This window comes from Stieleria varia (assembly GCF_038443385.1).
Taxonomy (GTDB): domain Bacteria; phylum Planctomycetota; class Planctomycetia; order Pirellulales; family Pirellulaceae; genus Stieleria; species Stieleria varia.
Genome location: NZ_CP151726.1, coordinates 6,955,937 through 6,977,880 on the forward strand (window position 1 = coordinate 6,955,937; position 21,944 = coordinate 6,977,880).

At 56.9% G+C, this 21,944-nt stretch carries 19 protein-coding genes; 11 read left to right on the plus strand and 8 right to left on the minus strand.

The window, feature by feature from the left end:
• Window positions 1-262: 262 nt before the first annotated feature.
• From Pla52nx_RS23345 to Pla52nx_RS23355, 3 genes are all read right to left on the minus strand, one after another.
• Window positions 263-1,489: a DUF1559 domain-containing protein gene (locus Pla52nx_RS23345; RefSeq protein WP_146523777.1), complete on the minus strand. Its 1,227-nt coding sequence runs from the start codon at window positions 1,487-1,489 to the stop codon at window positions 263-265.
• Between the two features lie 961 nt (window positions 1,490-2,450).
• Window positions 2,451-2,654 carry a hypothetical protein gene (locus Pla52nx_RS23350; protein ID WP_146523776.1) on the minus strand — a complete coding sequence of 68 codons (204 nt, stop codon included), beginning with the start codon at window positions 2,652-2,654 and terminating at the stop codon, window positions 2,451-2,453.
• A 345-nt stretch (window positions 2,655-2,999) separates the two neighbouring features.
• A complete protein-coding gene (locus tag Pla52nx_RS23355; protein WP_342190228.1) occupies window positions 3,000-4,526 on the minus strand; it encodes an SGNH/GDSL hydrolase family protein in 1,527 nt (508 codons plus the stop codon).
• 323 nt (window positions 4,527-4,849) lie between these two features.
• On the opposite strand from Pla52nx_RS23355, the gene Pla52nx_RS23360 reads away from it, so the two are divergent.
• The 6 genes from Pla52nx_RS23360 (at window position 4,850) to Pla52nx_RS23385 (ending at window position 10,973) form a co-directional block, all read left to right on the plus strand.
• On the plus strand, window positions 4,850-5,407 hold the full coding sequence (locus Pla52nx_RS23360; protein WP_197455163.1) for a shikimate kinase: 558 nt from the start codon (window positions 4,850-4,852) through the stop codon (window positions 5,405-5,407).
• Between the two features lie 146 nt (window positions 5,408-5,553).
• Window positions 5,554-6,297 (plus strand): sugar phosphate isomerase/epimerase family protein, encoded by a 744-nt coding sequence (locus tag Pla52nx_RS23365; RefSeq protein WP_146523774.1) that lies wholly within the window; start codon window positions 5,554-5,556, stop codon window positions 6,295-6,297.
• A gap of 203 nt (window positions 6,298-6,500) precedes the next feature.
• Entirely contained in the window at window positions 6,501-7,073 is a 573-nt protein-coding gene (locus Pla52nx_RS23370; protein WP_146523773.1) for an NUDIX hydrolase, read from the plus strand.
• Between the two features lie 426 nt (window positions 7,074-7,499).
• Window positions 7,500-7,829 carry a thioredoxin gene (gene trxA / locus Pla52nx_RS23375; protein ID WP_146523772.1) on the plus strand — a complete coding sequence of 110 codons (330 nt, stop codon included), beginning with the start codon at window positions 7,500-7,502 and terminating at the stop codon, window positions 7,827-7,829.
• 194 nt (window positions 7,830-8,023) lie between these two features.
• Window positions 8,024-9,550 (plus strand): alkaline phosphatase D family protein, encoded by a 1,527-nt coding sequence (locus Pla52nx_RS23380; RefSeq protein ID WP_146523782.1) that lies wholly within the window; start codon window positions 8,024-8,026, stop codon window positions 9,548-9,550.
• A 124-nt stretch (window positions 9,551-9,674) separates the two neighbouring features.
• Window positions 9,675-10,973, plus strand: a complete 1,299-nt coding sequence (locus Pla52nx_RS23385) for a 3-keto-disaccharide hydrolase (protein WP_146523771.1) — start codon at window positions 9,675-9,677, stop codon at window positions 10,971-10,973.
• A gap of 245 nt (window positions 10,974-11,218) precedes the next feature.
• Here the strand turns inward: Pla52nx_RS23385 and Pla52nx_RS23390 are convergent, their stop codons facing one another.
• Window positions 11,219-12,382 (minus strand): methyltransferase domain-containing protein, encoded by a 1,164-nt coding sequence (locus Pla52nx_RS23390; RefSeq protein WP_146523770.1) that lies wholly within the window; start codon window positions 12,380-12,382, stop codon window positions 11,219-11,221.
• A 48-nt stretch (window positions 12,383-12,430) separates the two neighbouring features.
• Window positions 12,431-13,444 carry an arsenosugar biosynthesis radical SAM (seleno)protein ArsS gene (gene arsS, locus Pla52nx_RS23395; protein ID WP_146523769.1) on the minus strand — a complete coding sequence of 338 codons (1,014 nt, stop codon included), beginning with the start codon at window positions 13,442-13,444 and terminating at the stop codon, window positions 12,431-12,433.
• A gap of 650 nt (window positions 13,445-14,094) precedes the next feature.
• On the opposite strand from arsS, the gene Pla52nx_RS23400 reads away from it, so the two are divergent.
• The 3 genes from Pla52nx_RS23400 to Pla52nx_RS23410 are packed head-to-tail and all read left to right on the plus strand — an operon-like array spanning window position 14,095 to window position 17,428.
• A complete protein-coding gene (locus Pla52nx_RS23400) occupies window positions 14,095-15,555 on the plus strand; it encodes an ArnT family glycosyltransferase (RefSeq protein ID WP_146523768.1) in 1,461 nt (486 codons plus the stop codon).
• Entirely contained in the window at window positions 15,552-16,736 is a 1,185-nt protein-coding gene (locus tag Pla52nx_RS23405) for a glycosyltransferase family 2 protein (protein ID WP_146523767.1), read from the plus strand. The genes Pla52nx_RS23400 and Pla52nx_RS23405 overlap by 4 nt, the downstream gene beginning before the upstream one ends.
• Window positions 16,733-17,428, plus strand: a complete 696-nt coding sequence (locus Pla52nx_RS23410) for a class I SAM-dependent methyltransferase (protein ID WP_197455161.1) — start codon at window positions 16,733-16,735, stop codon at window positions 17,426-17,428. The genes Pla52nx_RS23405 and Pla52nx_RS23410 overlap by 4 nt, the downstream gene beginning before the upstream one ends.
• Window positions 17,429-18,351: 923 nt before the next feature.
• Here Pla52nx_RS23410 and Pla52nx_RS23415 read toward each other — a convergent pair.
• Both Pla52nx_RS23415 and Pla52nx_RS23420 read right to left on the minus strand, forming a co-directional pair.
• Complete coding sequence (locus Pla52nx_RS23415) at window positions 18,352-19,740, minus strand: integron integrase (RefSeq protein ID WP_342190229.1); 1,389 nt, start codon at window positions 19,738-19,740, stop codon at window positions 18,352-18,354.
• A gap of 235 nt (window positions 19,741-19,975) precedes the next feature.
• Complete coding sequence (locus tag Pla52nx_RS23420) at window positions 19,976-20,143, minus strand: hypothetical protein (RefSeq protein WP_342190194.1); 168 nt, start codon at window positions 20,141-20,143, stop codon at window positions 19,976-19,978.
• Window positions 20,144-20,248: 105 nt separating this feature from the next.
• Between Pla52nx_RS23420 and Pla52nx_RS23425 the strand changes: the two genes are divergently transcribed.
• On the plus strand, window positions 20,249-20,464 hold the full coding sequence (locus Pla52nx_RS23425; protein ID WP_342190230.1) for a hypothetical protein: 216 nt from the start codon (window positions 20,249-20,251) through the stop codon (window positions 20,462-20,464).
• A gap of 147 nt (window positions 20,465-20,611) precedes the next feature.
• On the opposite strand, the gene Pla52nx_RS23430 is transcribed toward Pla52nx_RS23425, so the two are convergent.
• Window positions 20,612-20,782, minus strand: a complete 171-nt coding sequence (locus tag Pla52nx_RS23430) for a hypothetical protein (protein ID WP_342190191.1) — start codon at window positions 20,780-20,782, stop codon at window positions 20,612-20,614.
• 105 nt (window positions 20,783-20,887) lie between these two features.
• Between Pla52nx_RS23430 and Pla52nx_RS23435 the strand changes: the two genes are divergently transcribed.
• A complete protein-coding gene (locus Pla52nx_RS23435) occupies window positions 20,888-21,214 on the plus strand; it encodes a hypothetical protein (RefSeq protein WP_342190231.1) in 327 nt (108 codons plus the stop codon).
• The last annotated feature ends 730 nt before the right edge of the window (window positions 21,215-21,944 follow it).

Sequence of the window (21,944 nt, forward strand, 5' to 3'; positions counted from 1 at the left end):
GTTGAACGCCTTCGGCGTAGTGGGAGAAAAGTTGCGCATGCCAATCCCCGTACAACCTCAACCTTTTGACAGCCCAGCACGAAGCGCAAGCGAGTGAATAAAACGCCGTGAATCACTCGCTCGCGCGTGGTGCTGGTATCAAAGCTCAACTCGCGATTTTGGCACTAGGTACAGTCCCGGTTGTAGAGATCGTGCAATAAAAAACGCCCCGGCACTTCTGCCAGGGCGTTTTCGTGATTCAGTGGCTCACTCAGAGCTGACGTTACTGATTCAACTGTTCGTCGATCGTTTCTTTTGCACCGCGTGATCCGAGTGCTCCCCAAAGTCCGTAGGGGCTTTCCATCCCGCTGCGAACGTTCGGGTCGTTGGCGTGGTCACGCGCCGGTGCGCAGGCGTCAGAATTTCCGGCTTCGATGCTGTCCGAGATGAAGATCACCGCACCGTCACCCATCAGGATATGAGCTCCACCTTGGTGATAGCTGCCAGCAGACATCAGAGGATCGGATCTCTCTGCGCCGTCAAGGATATTGGGGCTGTTGGGTGGCAGGATCGTTTGAAAGCTAGTCGTCGTCGCACGACCATCGGCCCAGCGGGTACCACGAGCATAGCTGTCTTGATACAAGGTCAATCCGGTTGGAAGCAGGAACTGCGGACGATTTGGGTCTCGAACCGAGTCCGCCTCCGTTTTGGGGGAGCACCCCGGATTGGCGCGATTCTGGACAACCGTCGATTTGACTTGCAGGTCGCGTCCGCAAGTGGGGATCTCACCAGCGGCGATCGTGTTGGACAATCCGTCTTGGATGTCGCGGAATTTCATTTCCGTTCGGTTCCAGAAGAAGCCTCGATTGGATGCCTTGGCACGAGTGATCATCCAAGTTTCAGGTGTGGTCACCAGGCTGGTTGGGCTGCTGTGGAAAACGCCAATCTGGTTCTTGCCACCGAAGCCGACACGGTCGACGCCATCTCCAAGGCTGGCAGCATAGTTCGTTCGCCCGCCACCTTCTGGACTGTCGAACGGATCGCTTGGGCAGCGAAGCGTTGGGATTTCAGATACCCAGGGAACGTAATTGAATTGGTTGCCGGTCGGTCCCATCGGTGGCCACGTTCCACCGGTGGAAGGAATCGCAGTTGCAGGGTCAACGGACTCGTTGTTGGGATTAGAAATCTTTTCCCAAAGTCCTTGTTGTTCCATGAATGGCGTCAAGCCAACCAGCCAACTCAGTCGTCGACGATTGCAATCGAAGTCCGGAGACATGGCACCCAGAGCGCTCGTTCCGCCCATCTGAGCAGGCAGATTTTTGTAGTTGCTGTGATAGTTTTGAATCGCAAGCCCGATTTGCTTGAAATTGTTGCTGCAGCTCATGCGTCGCGCTGCTTCACGAGCAGCTTGAACCGCAGGCAGCAAAAGCCCCACCAGGATGCCAATGATGGCGATGACGACGAGCAGTTCAACCAAAGTGAATGCCGAACGCCGATACGACTGCGTCATAAAAAATTGAACCTTCAAGAAAAGAAATGGAAAACCACAGCTAGGTTGCGGGCCGATCTGAGATAATTAGCCAGCACCAATCCCACATTATTAGACGCTAATGGGGAAATCCGCAACGATTAAACTCCTCCGGAATGTGAGAATACCGCGCGGTCCATAAGAATCATTCCACTTACGCCCCCAGTGTGAGATCACCAGCGGGCCCCCGGCAGATGATCATGGCCTTCTCCGGCAGATTAAACCAACGGCAGATGAATCTGCTCCCGACGTTGTGGACGAGGTCACGAGTCCCCTGCAGCGAAATACCATGCCGGGGACTCGTGACCTCGTCCACTACCAGTAAGCATTCTTCTGCCCCTCGCCTTGTCTCTGGATGTCAGAGTCTCAAGGTGTCAGACGCGCTGCGCCGTTGGCAAGTTCCCAACGTGTGGCAATAGATGCGTGTAGACGTCGACGCCCGATAGAATCTTGGGTACCGAAGGGCACTGCTGGGCAACGCTGGGCTGTTCAAAATTTGGCGTTGTCGCACTGTGGCGCTCCGCAAGTTTCTGTCACATCCCTCGGGCGCAGCTGGGAGGCAACCGTTGCGAATCACGGCACAAGACGTATGGCTTGTGTTTGGCGGATGGTGGTGTTCGTTTTCGACTTGGAAAATCGAACGACAATCGTCGCTCGACTTTCCAAGTCGATAGCGTGCCCCGCCAAGCGTTTTGCCGTTCCCAATCATTGACTTGCGCAGACAGGCCCCCCCCTCGCATTCGCCTAAACGGCTCTGCTCGACCTCCCCCAAGTTCCTTGGGGTAGGTGACAGTGGACAAGAAACGGCTCATGGAAAAACGCCGAAACATCAAGTCAACGCCAAATTTTGAACAGCCCAGCGTTAGGCCCGGCCGCTTACGCGTCACGGCTCACTTAGTGAGCAGTCTTATTCGGCTACGAGTCAAGCGTTGATCGCCTCAGATCAAGGATCGTTGGACTGAGCTGCGCTGGGTTTCGGGCCGGGAGTTTCACCGGGGAACTCCTGGTTGTCTGATTGGGCAGCTTCCGCATCAATTGCGGCTTGGTCGTTACCTGTGATGACCTTGGGCTCCGAGCTTCCTCCGCAACCCACAAACGTGGGTGCCAAAAGCATCAGGAATGCCAAGGTGTAAGCGAATCGAACCATGACGATAGCCTTGTTTCGGGGATGTGAGGGATTCAAACGAAAAACATTCTGACATCGATTGCTCAAAGGACCGCCCAATAAGGAAGTTCTCTGAATAATCAACGCCTTCATTATCCCGCAACCGGCGTTCAGTTCAACTGCCGCACGAATGTTCGCTGAGAATTGGCCGATGGTGCTTACCGATCGACGGTGCAGGGCTAACCGTGGACTGCTCAAAACTTTGGGGTTGACATTGTTTTTTCAGTCCATGTTTTTGTTCCATGCATCGCAATCAAAGTGAGCCTCAGGCGCTAGCCGTGGGCCGGCACCACAATCCGCCTCAGGCCCACGGCTAGCGCCTGAGGCTCACAGCCCCAGGTTCCCCGCTCTCCCCTGAGCCCAGTTTTGCAGTCCCTGCAGGCGTTGTTTGCCACGGATAAAGTAATCCTCGCCGAGCAAGGTCAAATGATCCTGAGACATCTGCGAAAACTTGGCTTCGCTTTTTTGTGTCCCCCGACCGACCAGCACGTCCGCGATGGCTTTGGCAATCCGCTGGTGGCCGACGATCGATGGATGAACGTGATCGATAAATTTTTCCGGATCGGAAATGCCATCGGGAAAGGGTTCGCGGCGTACATTCCATTGGTCCAAGATCTGATCCGTTTGAATAAGCGGCACGTTGTACTTCGCAGCAAGCGATCGCACCGACTCCATGATCGGGGTCGTCGCACGCAACGGACAGACATCGAAGTCTCGCGCCGCCGTCAGGTATTCGCGCGCTTCCCGTGTCCGCCCGAGATCCAATGACAACCGACCGGCGATGAAGTGTGCACCGGCATGCTGCGGATCCAACTTGATGCAACGAAGGCATGCCGCGATCCTGTCATCCGAAGTCCGCATCGCGTCGGTCGCCACTTGCCAGTGAGTTTCAAACGCATCTTGGTCGACCTCGTCGAAATCAGCGTTGGTAACTTTGATCGGCGGCGTCCCCACCAGATCACTTGCCGGCACACACAACACCAGCGAAACGTCTTGCGCGATCACTTTGTCGATCATTCGTTGCAACGTCACATGGAACTGCTGCTCCACTGCTTGCCGCCATTGCGGATCACGCTGGTACGACTCAAGTCCACCTGCATGATCCAGTCTTGTGTCGACCTCCGACGGCATCTCGGATTGCACTGTGGTCTTTGGGGGCGATGAGGCGAATCGCTGTTGTAGCCAACGTACGGTGTGCAGTCGGCGACCGAGTTTTGTCGCCCAGGTTTGCGTCGCGTTCATGGCCCGGAGCGATGCGTAAGTGCGGTCTTCGAGGAATTCGTTGTGACCTGTGTACAACACGATCACATCGGGCTGATGCAGTAAGACTTCGTCGAGAATCTTTTCCACGCGATAACTCGCATAAGAGACACCACCCAAGTTGACGATCTCGTCGCGAGAGTGATCGGCCGATTCTGAACCACGCGCGGCCAGTTCCAGTTTCAGCCAAGCAGGAAACGCGGTCTCGTGCGCGTACGGTCGGCCTTGAACGGTCGAGCCACCCAGTGCAAAGATCCTACGCGTGCCGGGCGCTTTCTCGATCGGAAATGCAGCGGGGCGAAAAAAGTTGTAGCGTTCTTGGGAGACCTCCCATTGTCCCGCCGGATCGTTTCGCACCAACAAAGATGGCATCGAAAAGATCTCTGAGGTCGGGTCGGCGTCGATGGCAGAATCCAGCTCGACCGACGCGCCCCCCGTCATCCTGAGCGACACCTCCGCGACAATCAATGGCAGCACACCCAAACAAATCGCCAGCGGCGCGAACCACCAGCGGCGTTTGACGCTCGCTGACGTGTCGCTGCTGGATTCGCTGCTGGATTCGCTGCTGGACTGCTCAAAGTTTGTTGTTGACATTGTTTTTTCAGTCCATGTTTTTGTTCCATGCATCGCAATCAAAGTGAGCCTCAGGCGCTAGCCGTGGGCCGGCACCACAATCCGCCTCAGGCCCACGGCTAGCGTCTGAGGCTCACTGGGGGCCACCAGCTGCGCCGGCAGTAGGGACATAAACCAGCGCAAACCCAAAAAGACGCAACCCCAACGTTTTGACAGTCCGGGCTTGCGCCTCCCAGGTTTGCACGTGAGGTTGCTTTGCCCGGTCTGTGACGTCACGATCCTCGCATTGTCACGCGAAACACTTTGCCGCAAACACATCCACAGAAAAAGAGAACAGAGCACCCGTGTCTGACAAAGTTTACTTGACCGGTTACCGCGGAACCGGCAAATCGGCCGTCGGCCGACGGCTTGCCCAGTGTCTGGGCGGTGATTGGATCGACTTGGATGATTTCATCGTCGAGCGGGCGGGTGAAACGATTCGTGAAATCTTCGCTGCCGGAGGAGAATCAGCGTTTCGAGACTGGGAGACGCGGTGCTTGGAACTGGTATCCAAACAATCTCAGGAAAAAAAAACGGAAAGTTCCGTCCGGGCAACACAAGTCATCTCGCTCGGCGGCGGAGCGATCTTGAGGGAACACAATCGAACCCTGATCGCCAGCAGCGGCCCCTGTATTTGGCTCGACGCGACCGCGGCGACATTGGCCAAACGCATCGGCGCCGATGCCGGCACTGCGGCGGCACGGCCTGCCTTGACCGATTTGAGCCCCGAAGACGAAATCGCCGAACTGTTGCGTGTCCGGCGACCGCTCTATCAGCAGGCTGCCGATGTTCGCATCGACACCGAAGGAAAAACGATCGAGCAAGTGCTTCAAGAAGCTGTCACGTGGCTCCGCTCAAGATAGCAAATCAACCGCCAGAGGCAGAGATCGGCGGGGAACGGAGAAACAAGCCAGATCCGGGGTTTTTCTCAACGCCCGTCTCGCTGTAAGCTCTGAGGCAATCTCATCGCACTCGCAATGACCAAAACCAACTAGAAGGATTCCCACCTGTGTTTGTCGCTGCATCAACTGAATGCTGGCCCCAACTGGAATTGCAGGAAGCAATTGAGTTGTTGTCTGACTTGGAGTTCACCGCGATCGAAATCGCGATTCATGAATCAGGAAAAATCAAACCCAGTGAACTGCTCCAGGATCCCGACCGCGCCATCCAGATGCTGAGGCACACGCATCGGCTGGACATCTCCGGCTACAGCGTCCAAATCGATCCCGGCCCCGACCATTACGACATGTTTTTGTCGATGTGCCGAATCGCCAAGGCCACCAAAGTCGTGACGCTGACGGTGCCATCGGCGGAACTGGGCACGCCGTTCAACGAGGAAGTCGAGCATTTGCAAAAGCTCGTCGAGCTGGGCGAGAGCGAAGGCGTCCGCGTATCGGTGAAGTGCCAACTGGGTTGCTTGAGCGAAGACCCCGATACCCTGATGGTGCTGTGCAACAACGTCGACGGCTTGGGCATCACGCTGGACCCAAGCGTCTACGTGGCCGGCCCGGCAAAGAACAAGAGTCTGGACAAGATCCTCAAGTTCGTCTGTAACGTGCACTTGCGCGACACGCGTCCCGATGCATTCCAAGTCAGCGTGGGACAGGGCGAAGTCGACTATGGAAAACTGGTCACGCAACTGGAGCGAGACAAGTACACCCGCGCGTTGACCGTTCACATGTCGCCGCTGGAAGACCTGGATCATCGCGTGGAGCTTCGCAAATTACGCCGCTTGCTCGAAACACTTGTGTGACCAATATCCCCCCGGACGAATGCAGCGACGGTCCGACGGACTTTCAATTTCACCCCCAGCGGCTCCAAGTGATCTTGGGCCAGCATGTTTCAAAATCCGCCCGATCACCAACTCGATCACCAACTCGATCACCGGCCCCAACTCCTGCTCGATCACCGCTGAGCCCTGGGCTGGCATACGGTAGGCATCGAGGCCCCGCTCGCATGCAATCGCGGATGGCCGCCGTGCTGGTGGCCCTGTATCAATCACGCCAACCAGATCACGCCGGTCGATGGGTAATCCCGCTGACGCTCAGGCCGCCGACGATGGTCCATCACGGAGGCCAAATCAGCTTGCCGGGCGGCCGGATCGAGCCGGGCGAAACTCCGCAGCAAGCAGCCGAGCGGGAGTATTTGGAGGAATTAGGGCTGCCGCCCCTGACGCAACAATGGCTGGGAACGCTGTCGACCCAGTACGTTTTTGGCAGTGACCACTTGGTTCAACCGCAAGTTGCGATCCTGAAAACGCCCGAATCGGATTGGAGGCCGAACCCGTTAGAGGTCGCCCAGGTCATGGAAGTGCCGTTGGCAGCTTTGGTCAACCGCGAAAACAGAAAAACCATTCGACGCAGACGCAGAGTCCGAGCCGTGTCGACGCAAAACGAACCCGTAAACACCGTTTTGGGATTTCATTTCTCGATCCCGGTCATTTCCGTCGGACCCCATCGGATTTGGGGTGCAACGGCGATGATCCTGGACGAATTGGCCCAATGTTTGCTTCAATGTCAAGCCGATTAGGTTTGCGTGGTTTCCGGTGCCAAATTGACATCAGGCACCGCACTCCTACAATTCACGAGAGATTACGGCAGACATCGACGTTTTAGTGAGCCGACAGCGCTAGCGGGCTGTTGATTTAGTGAGCCGCGACGCGTAAGCGGCCGGGCCTACCGCATTGCCCGGTGCCTTACGGCCCACGGCTCAACCTTGCGTTCCCAATTTCGATTAAATCAACAGGCCACTAGCCGCGGGCTTTATGGTGACGACCCAACCCCGTTCAATGCCCGTGGCTAGCGCCATCGGCTCACAGCAAATCCGTCACGCACCAAATCGACATCCTCGGCTGTAATTACCACATAATCTCCCGATATCGATTTTCAAACCAACTTGGCCACCGCAACTGAGCACCGGCCATTCCCACCTGTTCCCGAGCGAAGGAAGAACGCAATGGCCTCAGATGCCGTGAAAGAATTTACCGACGACAACTTTGACGCCGAAGTCCTGCAGTCAGACGGCGCGGTGCTGGTCGATTTCTGGGCACCCTGGTGCGGACCTTGCCGCCAGATCGCTCCCATGATCGATGAATTGGCTGGCGAGAATCCGTCTGCCAAGATCGGCAAGTTGAACATCGACGACAACCCTGGCGTGGCGCAACAGTTCGGCATCAGCAGCATCCCGACGCTGCTGTTGTTCAAGAACGGCGAAGTCACCGAGAGCTTCGTCGGCGTCCGCCCCAAGGCGGCCCTGCAAGAAGCCCTGGACTCGGCCGCCGTCTGATCAGCGACCCCGCTCAGCCAACCAACGAAAAACGCCGACCTCGCGTCGGCGTTTTTTATGCGCCACATGCTGTCGGCGAACGGGAAACGAGTCACTCCTGTGTGTCAGTTACAATGACTCTCCCCTAATCGCCCCACCTTGACCGGAGAAACTCATGAGTCAGCCGTTTCCACGTCGTGTCGCACTCAAAACCGATGAAGATGTCCGCGCTGACCGGACCACTTGGCGAAAAAGACAACCACGACATCGAACTGTACATCCAGAAAGACAGCGACTGGAAATCACTTGGCATCGCGACGTTGGACGGCGACGCATGGACGGCAACCTTTCGCATCCCCAACTGGGACGAAAAAACCGAAACGCCCTACATGCTGGTCTATCGAGAGACTCACCCCAGCGGCGTGGTCACCGAATCGATCTGGACGGGCAAGGTCAAAGCCAACCCAACGGGACGACCTCTGCGTCTGGGCGCGTTAACTTGCCAAAACGACTACGCGTTTCCGTACGAACCGGTTGCAAACAACTTGGTCAAACTTGATCCGGACATGTTGTACTTCTCCGGCGACCAACTCTACGAAGGACACGGCGGATACGGCATCATCCGTGAGCCGGCCGACCGCGCGATCTTGAACTACCTCCGCAAGTACTATCAGTTCGGCTGGGCGTTTCGCGAAGCGATGCAGGATCGACCGACTCTGTGCTTGCCCGACGACCACGATGTCTTTCAAGGAAACATTTGGGGCGAAGGCGGTAAGCCGATGGACATCAAGACCGGCGGTGCGTCGTCCAACGGCGGCTACATCGAGCCGGCTCGCATGGTCAACGCGGTCCACAAAACCAACTGCGCCCACCATCCCGACTTTGCCGATCCCAATCCCGTCCTCCAAGACATCAGCGTTTACTACGGAGACATGGTTTACGGCGACGTTAGCTTTGCCATCATCGCTGATCGACAGTTCAAGAGTGGTCCGCAGATGGTGGACACCGGCAGCGGACGTGCCGACCACCTCACCGATCGCGATATCGATCCGTATAAACTCGACAAGCCGGGTTTGATTCTGTTGGGCGAACGTCAAGAAGAATTCTTGCGTCAATGGGCGTCCGACTGGCGAGGCCACACGATGAAGGTCTTATTGAGTCAAACCGTTTTCGCCGGTGTGGCAACCCATCACGGTGGCTACAACGGATACCTTGTCGCCGACCTCGACTCGGGCGGCTGGCCGCAGACACCACGCAACCATGCGATCCGAATCGTGCGCCCCGCCATGCCCCTGCACATCAATGGCGATCAACACTTGACCTCACTGACTCAGTACGGCGTCGACAAACAACGCGATTCCAATTGGTCGTTTTGCACACCGGCGATCGCCGCCGGGTATCCTCGCTGGTGGCGACCAGACGAAGTCGGCATGCCGCACGAGCATCGCCCGAAACACGGACTGCCCCACACGGGTGAATACCTCGATGGGCTGGGCAACAAAGTTTACGTGTACGCGGTGGGCAACCCCGAAGTCGGCACCGCAAAGAATCGATACGACAAGGCCCACCAAAAGGGCAGCGGCTTTGGCTTGGTGACGATCGACACAGACGCCAAAACGTACACGCTGGACGCCTTTCGATTCTTGGTCGATCCCACCGACGGCAAGCCTGAGAACCAGTTTCCCGGCTGGCCCGTGACGATCCACCAAAAAGAAAACGCAGGCGAAAACGTGATCCGGTGACGAAAGTCCGCGCGTCCCCAAGCCGGTACACCAGCAGAACCATGTGTCGCCTGGATCGGGTTATACTGCTGTGCTTTCTCTCTCCACCCTTCCTGAAACCATCCCACCTCGATCCCCATTCATCATGAAAACACCAAGACTCCTTTCCATCACGCTCGCTCTCACACTGATGGCGTCGTTCGCCGCCGCCGAAGCACCCACGGGCTCCACCGAAATCTTCAACGGCACTGACCTGCAAGGCTGGACCGCACGTCCACACTTCAGCCCCGTCAAACTCGCGGAGATGCCGGAGGACGAACGCAACGCTCAAGTCGAAAAATGGATGGACGAAGCCAACCAGCATTGGACGGTCGAAAATGGAGAGCTCGTCAATGACGGAAAAGGTCCCTACCTGACAACAGCCAAGGACTACGGCGACTATGAATTGGTCCTGGAGTACAAAACCGTGGCCAAGGCGGACAGCGGCATCTACCTCAAAGCGACACCGCAAGTTCAGATTTGGGACTCGACTGACGAAGGCAAGTTCAACTTGGGCGCCGACAAAGGCAGCGGCGGACTTTGGAACAACAGCGCCGGCGCACCAGGCAAAGACCCCATCGTTCTGGCCGATAAACCATTTGGCGAGTGGAACAAGTTTCGCATCTTGCAAGTCGGTGCCAGAACCTCGGTTTGGCTCAATGACAAAATGGTCGTCGATCATGCGATCATGGAAAACTACTGGGACCGCGCGGCTCCCCTGTTCGCATCCGGCCCGATCGAGTTGCAAACCCACGGCGGAGAAATCCGCTGGCGCAACATTGCGATTCGCGAACTGACGCCCGAACAAGCCAACGAGGTGCTCAGCAGCCACAACAACTCTGGATTCAACAGCCTGTTCAACGGCAATGACTTGAGCGGATGGCAAGGTGCCAACGAGAATTACGAAGTCGTCGAGGGCGCGATCCAGTGCAAAGAGGGCAAGGGCGGCACGCTGTTGACCGACGGCGAATACAAGGACTTTGTCGCTCGCGTCGAGTTCATGTTGCCACCCGGCGGCAACAATGGACTGGCCATTCGCGCGCCTCTCAACGGCGACCCTGCTTATGTGGCAATGTGCGAACTACAAGTGCTCGATTCGGAACACCCCAAGTATGCAAAGCTGGACGCTCGCCAGTACCACGGCAGTGCGTACGGCATGGCCGCTGCCCACCGAGGATTCCTGCGTGAAACCGGTCAATGGAATTTCCAAGAGGTCACGGTGCGAGGCAGCACCATCAAAGTCGAACTCAACGGCAACGTGATCTTGGACACGGATCTTTCCAAGATCACCGAGTACATGGCCGACAAGAAGCATCCCGGCAAAGACAACGCCCAAGGTCACTTTGGGTTCGCAGGTCATGGAGACGCCGTCCGCTTCCGCAACGTCAGTATCAAACCGCTGTAGGTTGTTCGCTGGCGGTGCCTCGTCTGCGCACATCAGCCGCGCGATAGAGAGTGTCCCGCTTAGCAAGGTCGTGTTAACAAGCGTTCGATGGTGTCATACGCCCTGAGCCGCTGGCCGTAAGGCCACGGGTGTTGGCACCTGACGGTTACCGTGTTCGTTGTGCCAGATACCCGGCCGCTGACGCGTCACGGCTTACTAAGTCAACAACCCGCGAGCGTCTGAGGCTCACTTGGATTGCAACGCGATCAGCAGCAACCGCCGCCGTCGCAACAATCACTCTCACCAAGCACCGTCTGCTTGTAGTCGCGGCCCTTGGTCACTCGCGGTGATCGCAATTCAACGCCGCCGCTGCATTCAAACGGCTCCGCTTCCTCAGGGGCGATGGCCACCCGGGGTTCGACGGGGATAAAGAACTCGCTGTACGGTTCCTTGGTCAGTAGATGGAATGTCTTGCGACAAACCGCCGTTCGAACGCCGCGATGGAAGGTATGTCCCAGTTCATCTGTCACACTGCAAAACGGTCCCCGATAAATCACCGCTTCATTATGTTCAAAACACGGACCGTCCTTGCCCTTGTACGCGATCACGGTCGCCGATCGAAACTCGATGCCTTGAACGGTCTGCCACGGCTGGGCCTGCAAGACCGGCATTTCGATGCCGTGGAATCCGGCACGCTGAAACGCTTCGATGAACTCGTTCTCCAAGAACGCTCCCGACAGACAACCACTCCAAAGTTCCGCGTCCTGCTGCATGTGCTCGGGCACCGGCTCATCGCAAACGATGTCGCTGATCACGGCTCGCCCGCCCGGACGCAGGACACGATAGATTTCGGCAAACAGTTTTTCTTTCTCCGTCGGATCAACAAGGTTCAAGACACAGTTGCTGACCACCACATCGATGGAGTCCGTCGGGATCATCGGCGCGGTACTGCGCAGCTCCGTTACAAACGCTTCCATGGCTTGTAGTGACGATTCATCGCTCACCGGGTTTTCTTTCAAGTACTCGTCCAACCGATCGCGATCGATCTGCAAGTCTTGGATCTTTCCTTTGTGAAAACGAACATTGTCGTACCCGATCGCCTCGGCTACCACCGGCTGGCTTTCACGCGCCAATTGCAGCATCGCGTCGTTCATGTCGACTCCGATGACGCGTCCCGTTTCGCCGACGACCTGCGCCGCGATGAAACAGATCTTGCCGCCACCGCTGCCGAGATCCAACACCGTTTCCCCGGAACGAACATACTTGGAGGGATCACCGCAGCCGTAATCCCGATCGATGACTTCCTGCGGAATGACCGCCAAGTACTGGCGATCATAGTCCACCGGACAGCACAACTCTGGCTCACGCTGGCCAGCAGCAGCAGCGTATCGATCACGGACAGCGGATTCGGTGTTCAACGTGCCTGACATACTTTCCTCACGACGATAAAAACGAATGAATGATGGATGATGTGGCGATCAAGTCAGCGCGCCGCCGCAACTGCTGCCGGCTCCCGCTGTGCAACCATAGCAATGGTCGGCCACGGCGATGGGGCGGTCGATAAAGTCTTGCAGGTTGTCGATCGACCAAACCGTCGGCTGATCGGCCTGACCAGCAATCGGCATCTGCAGCATTTGATTGAAGTCACAATCATAGAGCTTTCCGTCCCACCCGATCGACACGAGAGATCGGCACATCACGGAATCAGCAGCCGCCGGATTGTGGTTGTCGGCCAACAATCGCATGTAATCATCCAACTTGCCGAGTTTCGACAGAAACTTGGCGTAGCGTTTGATCGGAATGTTGGTGATCGTCAGCAAGCGATCGAACTGAATGCCGAATCGATCCTGCAACTGTGCTTTGTAATCCGATTCCAGCTTGGCTTGGTCGGGCGGCAATGACGGTCCCGTGGGATTGAACACGAGATCCAGTCGCAACCCCGTTCCGGCTTGAGCGTACCCCAAAGCGTTGAGCGTCTGTAACGCTTGAATGCTGCGTCCAAATACGCCCTGTCCTCGTTGTCCGTCGACGTTGTCTTCCAAATAACACGGCAATGAAGCAACCACGTCGACTTGATGTTCGGCCAAAAACGGGGCAACCCATTCGTAGCTCGGTTCGCTAATGATGGTCAGGTTGCATCGATCGATGACGCGAAGCCCCGCGTCTCGAAATGTCTTGACCAGACGGCGAAAACTCTCGTTCATTTCGGGTGCGCCGCCGGTCAAATCGATCGTCTGCAGCGTCCGGCAGCCGGCGACCAACTCGACGATCCTCTCAGCCGTCTCGCGGTCCATGTTCTCGCGTTTTTTCGTCGGGCCGGCTTCGACGTGACAATGCGTGCAAGTCTGATTGCACAGTTTGCCCAAGTTGACTTGCAAGTCCGTCAGTGTATGACGCACCATCGGGCTGCCATCGCGTAGCACACGTTGAGAGAATGGTTCAATGATTCCGGTCGGCAGGCCCGCATCGATGACAGGCAGCAAAGTGGACATGTCTCGCAATTACACCCAATAGTGGTCCGAACTCCAGATGAGGCGTTTCCGCCCCAGATGCGCATCGCAGGCTCTCAGTTGTAACGTGGTTCCCATTCAATGAGCAACCTCCGGCACGATCCGCCAAATCCGTCATGGACTTCGCCCAAACTCCCCGCAGAGTTCTGTCACCTCTCCCGGCGCAGGAGACTGCTGATTGAATCGTGTTGCGTTATCACTGTGAGCCGATGGCGCTAGCCACGGGCCGGCACCACAATCCGCCTCAGGCCCACGGCTAGCGCCTGAGGCTCACTGGGGCCACCAGCTGCGCCGGCAGTAGGGACATAAACTTGCGCAAACCCAAAAAGAAACAACACTAAACTTTGAGCAGTCCAGTCGAACGACAATCGTCGCTCGACTTTCCAAGTCGATAGCGTGCCCCGCCAAACGTTTTGCCAATCACAAACCTGACTTGCGCAAACAAGCCCCATCCCTCGCGGTGGACGAGAAATGGCTCCAAGAATAACGCCGAAACATCAAGCCACTCCCGTTCTCAAGCAGCACGCGCGCAACCCGTAACCAATTCAGCGACACCTCCGGGCGTTCAAGTTGCTAAACTGCATCGATAGCCTAGCTTTGCCCCCTGCCAAACGCCTCACCCATCCATTCCGTTGAACCGTTTTCTCGTTCCTTTCTTGCTTTTGACCATCGCGATCAAGGTGGCTGCGGTCCTCGCTCAAGGTCCATCGCCGATCGATGGCGATGCGTTGGGCTACTGGAACCTTAGTTCCCGCGTGTTGCAGGGTGATTGGCTGATGATGGGCGAACCGATCGCTTATCGGACTCCGGTTTATCCGTGGATGTTGGCCGCGATTCGATGGGTTTCACCGTGGCCCCTGCCAACGTTGATCGCTTTGCAAGGCGTGCTGTACATGGCCACGGTGTGTATCACGGCACAGTTGGGCGAGACGATCACCGGACAACCGCGGGCCAAACCGATCGTTTTGTTGTTTTCCCTGCCGATGCTTTCCGCGATCACGTTCGCGGCCACCATGCTGACGGAGACACTGTTCATCTTTCTGTTGATGCTGCATCTGTTGTCTGTCGTTTGTTACTCAGAGCATCCGACGCGATGGCGTGCCTTGTTGGTGGCGGCAAGTTTTGCGGTGTTGCTGCTGACACGTCCCATCGTGATCTTGATGTGGGTCGCTGACGTGGTTTTCATCGTGGTCATGCTTTGGCCTCGCAAGGGTTCGCCTCATCGAAGCTCGCAACCGACAACCGGAATCGACGGCGCGTCCGCTCCGCGGTCTCGGCTTGGGCTTTTTGGACACTTCGCGATCGCTGCGTTGACGATGATGTTACTGCTCAGCCCTTGGTTGATTCGAAATCAGCGACTTTTCGGAAAACCGATGCTCACCGAGTTCGTCGGACGCAACCTCTGGATCGTAACCTTCCAAGATGGCAGCGGCGCGGGATTACCACTGCCTGACAGCACCGAGAGCGAAACCCTGCTTGATTGCTTGGTCGAGCATTCCGAGTCAACAGATACTTCGGTCCCCGATCAATGGCGTCTGACTTGGTCGGTCTCCGATGCCCTGGTGGACTCTGGGATGAGCGATCCAGAGGCGGATCGCTTGATGCGATCGGTGGCCAAGCAGGCAGTGAAAACATCGCCGGTAGTCTTTGCCCAAAAAGCCGTCCGCCGCGTCGTCAATTTTTGGCGAACCGCTGCGACCGATCTGCCGCCGCAAGGAGACGATCCGGGGCAAGTCCCACAACTAACGACATGGGATGCCCAGTGGTCTTTCGTCGATGCCGCGCTCGCTCGACGCTGGAGTCGGTGGGTGTGGGGCAATTCGATTTTGTTGTTTGCAATGATCATGTCGGTTGGCATTTTGATTTGGAAACGCCCCACTCGCTGGCACGGCGTTTGGCTTGCAGCGGTGCTGCTGTATTTTTGCCTGGTGACCGGGATTTTAGAGATTCCAGCCTACCGATACCGGATCGTCGTCGAACCTTTGGTGCTGTTGGTGTGTAGCATGGCAGTGACAACGCTGCTGACTCGCGATGCCGATCACACTGCCTCCTCCGCTACTCACCCAGTCGACCCCGCGACGGAAACCGAATGAATCAGCCCGCCGACTCGGACACGCCCATCGAGCTGACGGTCGTGATGCCGTGCCTGAACGAAGCCGACACCGTGGCCACGTGCGTCGAAAAAGCTGTCACGGCGATGCGTGACGCGGGGATCAACGGCGAAGTCGTCGTGGCGGACAACGGCAGCACGGACGGGTCGCAAGAACTCGCGATCGCTCAAGGTGCCCGGATCGTCGACGTCTCAGAACGCGGTTACGGTGCGGCCCTGATGCACGGCATCGAAAGCGCCAAAGGACGCTTTGTGTTGATGGGCGATGCCGATGACAGCTATGACTTTCTGGAAATCCCCAAATTCATTCAGCCGCTCCGCAGCGGCAGCGATCTGGTCCAAGGTTGCCGGTTGCCCCGCGGAGGCGGGCGTGTGATGCCCGGTGCGATGCCTTTCCTGCATCGCTGGTTCGGCAATCCCGTGTTGTCTTGGCTGGTGCGTCTGATGTTTCGCATCCCGATCAACGATGTCTACTGTGGCATGCGTGGTTTCACACGAGACCTCTACGATCGTCTGGATTTGCGTTCACCGGGCATGGAGTTTGCAACGGAGATGATCATCAAGAGCGGTCTACATGGCGCATCGATGAGCCAAGTACCGATCACGCTGCATCCCGATGGGCGACACCAACACGGCCCCCACCTCAGGACGTTTCGTGACGGCTGGCGAACGCTGCGATTGTTCTTGGTGTTCAGTCCCAAGTGGACGTTCTTTCGCCCCGGACTCATACTGCTTGCCATTGCCATGTTGGGCTACGCATTGGCGATCCCCCAAGTACGAGTGTTCGGCGCGGCGCTCGACGTACACACCTTGCTCATCGCCAGTCTGCTGGCGCTGTTGGGGTGGCAATGCATGTTGTTGGCCGCACTGACGCGAATCTTTGCAGGCCGCGAAGGCATGATGCCGCTGTACGAAAGACTGGAACGAATCACGGTCGAGCGTGGATTGGTGTTCGGCCTGTTGGCGATGGCCGCCGGTATCGCCTGCGTGGGCCTTGTGGTGCTGAAGTGGTGGAAAGCCGGATTCGGACCGTTGGACTATCCCGTCACCATGCGGATCGTCGTCCCCGGTGTCACTCTGATTGCCATCGGATTTCAAACCATCATGGCGGCGTTGATGGGCGGCGCTCTGAAAATGCAGAAAAGTCGAAAGGAGTCATCGTGAGCGACAACCCACAGATCATCAAACATGTTGCCGAAGGCCAAATGTGTTGTGACCCCGAGTGGGAAGCAGCGTACAAGCGTTTTGAGACGCCCGAGGAAGAAATCCAAAAATTCAAGTCGCGTCTGACACGCTTCGGCTTTCCCTCCCTGCCGAAGGATTCTCGCATCGCGGAAATCTTCTGCGGCCGTGGCGGCGGCCTGGTCGCCCTTGAGCAAATGGGATTCACCCATGTGGAAGGCGTCGACCTTTCGGACACCCTGCTCGCTGAATACCGCGGCCCCGCGACGCTGCACTTGGCCGACTGCCTAGACCTGCCGCTGGAGGAGAACGCGTACGACATCGTGATCGTGCAAGGCGGCCTGCATCATTTGCCCAAGATCCCCGACGATTTGGAAAAGTGCCTGGCCGGCGTTCGAAGCATTCTAAAACCCGACGAAGGACGTTTTTACATTATCGAACCCTGGCGCACGCCGTTTCTCACCTTCGTTCATCTCGTCGTCGAACAGCCGTTGATGCGCAGGATCTACGCCAAAGGTGACGCATTGGCCGCGATGACGGACAGGGAACGCGTGACCTATGAACAATGGCTCGCCGCACCCGATGTGATCTTGCGAAGTCTGTCAAAATACTTTCAAGCCGAATCCATCGAACGTCGCTGGGGCAAACTCGCCTACATCGGCCGCCCCATCTGACGCATAACGCGCCGACGGCAGTCTCGTCTCTTACATGCTGTCTCACAACAGAGGTCGCCACCACGTAGCCGCGTCTCTCCGAGACGCTAACCCAGCGAGCGCAGCGCGGAGTCACCCCATGCGTCCTCGGCAAGCAAACAGAACCTAGCCCGGATCATTCACGCGACCCACAACAGTCTTCACAACACATTACCACGAAACAGCTCGCACCCACTGGCACGAAAAACGCCTACCCAAATCAGCCGCCACGCGATAGAGAGCGTCCCGCTAAGGTCGATGAATCGTCGACAATATACCGGCTCGACGCGCAAGTGAGTGACTGGAGGTGCGTTTGAAAAAATCATGGCTCCCCTCTCCCCCAAATCCTGGCGAGCCTAAGCGAGCTAGGATTTGGGGGAGAGGGGCTGGGGGTGAGGGGCAATGCGTATTGGCAAGAATGCTTGCCGAAGCGTAGGTTTAACCCGCGCCCGAAGGGTAGGCAGCTCATCGTTTAACGCCAAGCCGCAGGCGTCAGCGAATCCGCCCGCACCACCACGTAGCATCGTCTCTCCGAGACGCTAACCCAACGAGCAAAGCGAGCAGTCCCCCCATGCGTCCTCGGCAAGCAAACAGACCACTCGCCCGGATCATTCACGCGCCCCACAACAGTCTTCACAACACATTTGCGTGAAACAGCTAGCACCCACTGGCACGAAAAACGCCTACCCAAATCAGCCGCCACGCGATAGCGTCCGGTTCTCACGCCTACCCAAATCAGCCGCCACGCGATAGCGTCCGGTTCTCACGCCTACCCAAATCAGCCGCCACGCGATAGCGTCCGGTTCTCACGCCTGCCCAAATCAGCCGCCACGCGAGAGCGTCCCGTTCTCAAGCCAATTCTCAGAAACCCCGCGTCATCCAGCACGTCGACTCTTCGTCTGACATCACAACGACGCTACACGGCCTGCGTTGCCACCACCAAGGCAACCTCCCTCTTGCATCAACCGATCGATCGGACTTTGCAAGCGGCCATCAAATCCCACGTCGACATGCACATACTTCATCGTCGTTTCAATGTCTTTGTGCCCCATCAGCTTTTGCACCGTGGCCAAATCCGTCCCGTCCTCGACCAGATGCGTCGCGAAACTGTGACGAAGTGAGTGCGGCACCCCGTTCTTTGTAATCCCGGCCGCTTTCTGCGCCGCTTTCAAAGCATTGGCAAACTGCTCCTCGCTGATATGGTGCCGCCAAACCTGACCACTGCGTTTGTCTCGACTGCGCTGACGAGAAGGAAAGACCCATTTCCAACCCAGTTCCTTGCACGCATTGGGATACTTGCGACCCAATGCGTACGGCAAATACACCTGCTCAAATCCGTCGGCAACGTCCCTGTGATGCATGCGCTCCGCTGTTTCAATCTGACGCTTCAATTCCGCAATCGCCTGCTCCGGCAAAAACGTCACTCGATCCTTCTCCCCTTTACCATCACGCACCACGATGTGCTTGGCGTCAAAGCAAATGTCCTTGATCCGCAGCCGACGGCACTCCTTGTGCCGAAGTCCCGACCCGTACATCAACAAGAACATCAAGCGGTGTATGCCGGTCAATTGATCCAACAGCTTTCCGATTTCTTCACGGCTGAACCAAACCGGCAACGTCTCAGGACGCTTCACTCTTACTGCGTCAATGAACCCCAAACGTTTTCCCAAAATGCACTGATACAGAAACAGAATCCCCGACTGCGCTTGCGTTTGAGTGCTCGCGGACACTTGATCGCGTGTTGCCAGGGCTGTTAGGAAGGTGGCAATGTCGAGTTCATTGAACTGCTCCAACTTCTCCGAACCGACGTGCGTCATGAATCGCTTGACCCAACGCACGTAGGCCCTCTCCGTCGCCATTGCATAGTGCAGGACTCGTATTTCACCCCGCATGGTTTGGATCAAGAGCGGCTCAGAGCGATTGACGTTCCCCCGCAATCGAGCAAGTTCCTCGGCGGTTGGTGGTGCGTCCAATTCGATATTTCTCTCTCGCTTTCCCAGCCGTGCCAGTGTCGCCACGATGTCTGACAGGTCAGGCTCAGATCGCTTCAATACCAGATCCCGATAGCACTCAAGTGCCCGGACCGCTTGCCAACGCTGCCATGCCGGGGCACCGCTGGCAAGCAAAGCTTTGGAAAAGCGGATCACGGAGCCCCGATTGACCGCCAACTCACCATCAAGCCCTTTTCGCAAAGTCAACGAATATCGCCTCACCCACCTGGGGAACCAAGTCTTGTCATTTTCCCCAAATTGTGCTGAAAGCAAAACCTCTTTTTCAAATTGAAGAACCGTCATGCTGACCCTATAAATTTAGATGGAGCGAAACGAGAGAAGGAAACTGGACGCAAGTCCCCCAATTCGGCGCGGCAGCCGAACCGAAGACACGCCGCGAGTAGGGTGATCTTAATGCATATCACTCAACTTGACGAGACGAGCGTTCTCAGGTATTATCCGCTACTTGAGTAGTTGATATTACCCGAAATCCAAATATATCACTGGGTGAGTAGGGTTTAACTTAGTAGTTCTGTCGTTACAGTGCTCGATTGTCGCGTGTCGATGTAGCGATCGACCACTCGAATGAGTTGGCAGATCTTGTGGCCGACAGCATGTTGTTGGCTTCGGCAATGCGTCCTCTCGCCGAACTGTTGCGCGTGAAATGGAGTGCGGTCGACCGGATGTTCGAGTCATCTGTTGCCATTGGAACACGTGTGACGGTCCGGCCTCAGCATTCGACTTCGGCCACATCGTCGGTGGGACAAAATCAGGAGCGAAACCAGGGCTCGAATTGCAGTGCGGTCCGAGCATGCGATACAATCCAATGGTCGCATCCCAGCGGTACGGTGCCGCCTCGGAAGACGACAGAACCATGCGTTGGACCGAAGCGACGCATCGGGCGGATGAACATGGAAACCACAATGGCGTCGCTCGGTCAACGCCGCCGATCAGCGCGGCTAGCGTTCGAGTACAGCGTGGAGGCAGAGACGGAGCGGAGTTCTCAATTGCCCCACGGTCGAGTTGAACGAGTACAATGGCATGGAGCGACGCTGGTTCCAACCGTCGCTCCTTGTACCGCGATGATCAATGTCGATGCACCCAAGCCGCGGGTGTTGTCGTTACGTACCACAAGAGACCACCGCCGCGGCTGGGTGATCTCTGCGTTCTGTCGTTACAGTGCTCGATCGTCGCGTATCGATGTAGTGATCGACCAGTCGAATGAGTTGGCAGATCTTGGGGCCGACAGCATGTTGTTGACTTCGGCAATGCGTCCTCTCGCCGAACTGTTGTGCATGAGATCGTGTGCTGGCGATCCAGGACTCGTATCATCATCTGTTGCCATTGGAACACGTGTGACGGTCCGGCCTCGGCATTCGACTTCGGCCACATCGTCGGCGGGACGAAATCAGGAGCGAAGCCAGGGCTCGAATTGCAGTGCGGTCTGAACATGCGATACAATCCAATGGTCGCATCCCGGCGGTACGGTGCCGCCTCGGAAGACGACAGAACCATGCGTTGGACCGAAGCGACGCATCGGGCGGATGAACATGGAAACCACAATGGCGTCGCTCGGTCAACGCCGCCGTTCTGTCGTTACAGTGCTCAATGGATGCGCTACGATGCTGTGATCGGAGCATCGAAAGAGTTGGACGACGTTGGGGTCGACAACGGCATGTTGACTTCGGCAGCGCGATCTCTCGTTGATCGGATTCGCGACGATCGAAGCGCGATCGAACCAGTGCTCAAGCCATTGTTGCCATTGGAACGCGTGTGACGGTCCGGCTTCGGCATTCGACTCCGGTCACATCGTCGACGGGACAAAATCAGGAGCGAAATCCAGGACTCGATTTGCAGTGTGGTCCTTGAAGGCGATACAATCCGACTGTCGCATCCCGGCGGTGCGATGCCGCCACGGAAGACGACAGAACAAACGGATGCACGGCAGGACTCAAGGCGCCGTTACGCAATGGTCACCTTCCCGTTCGTCCGCCGTGATCCTGGACGTTACCCGACAGAGTGATGTTTGAATCTGACTCATCGCTAGACGACGAACTGACGCGGTACGTCCTGGACCACTACGGTCGATACTGCACCGAGCCAGAGGACTTGGCGTTACGCGTACTAAACATGCGACTCAAAGCGGAGCATGCACAAAACCCAGTAATTCAACGGAAGCTTTCGGATTTTCGTGGGCTGGAACTTACGTCCGAAGCACAGGACCTAGTAGCTGCCGGACGTATTCCGACCCGGCTTGCAATTCGTGAACGTTTGCTTCGAGACCACGCGGACGATATCTTCCTGAACTACTGCGCTGAATGCTCTGCCCTATGTCGGACGCCAACTGCTAGGATGTGTGTGTCGTGCGGTCACTCGTGGCACGATCAAAACAGCGGGTAACCATCGCGTGAACCGGAGAACGCGAGCTGAGCGTTTTGGCCGTTAGAGACTTTTTCGCGCGTTCCCGGTTACGCGTACCGTTCTGTCGTCGTAGCGCTCGATCGTCG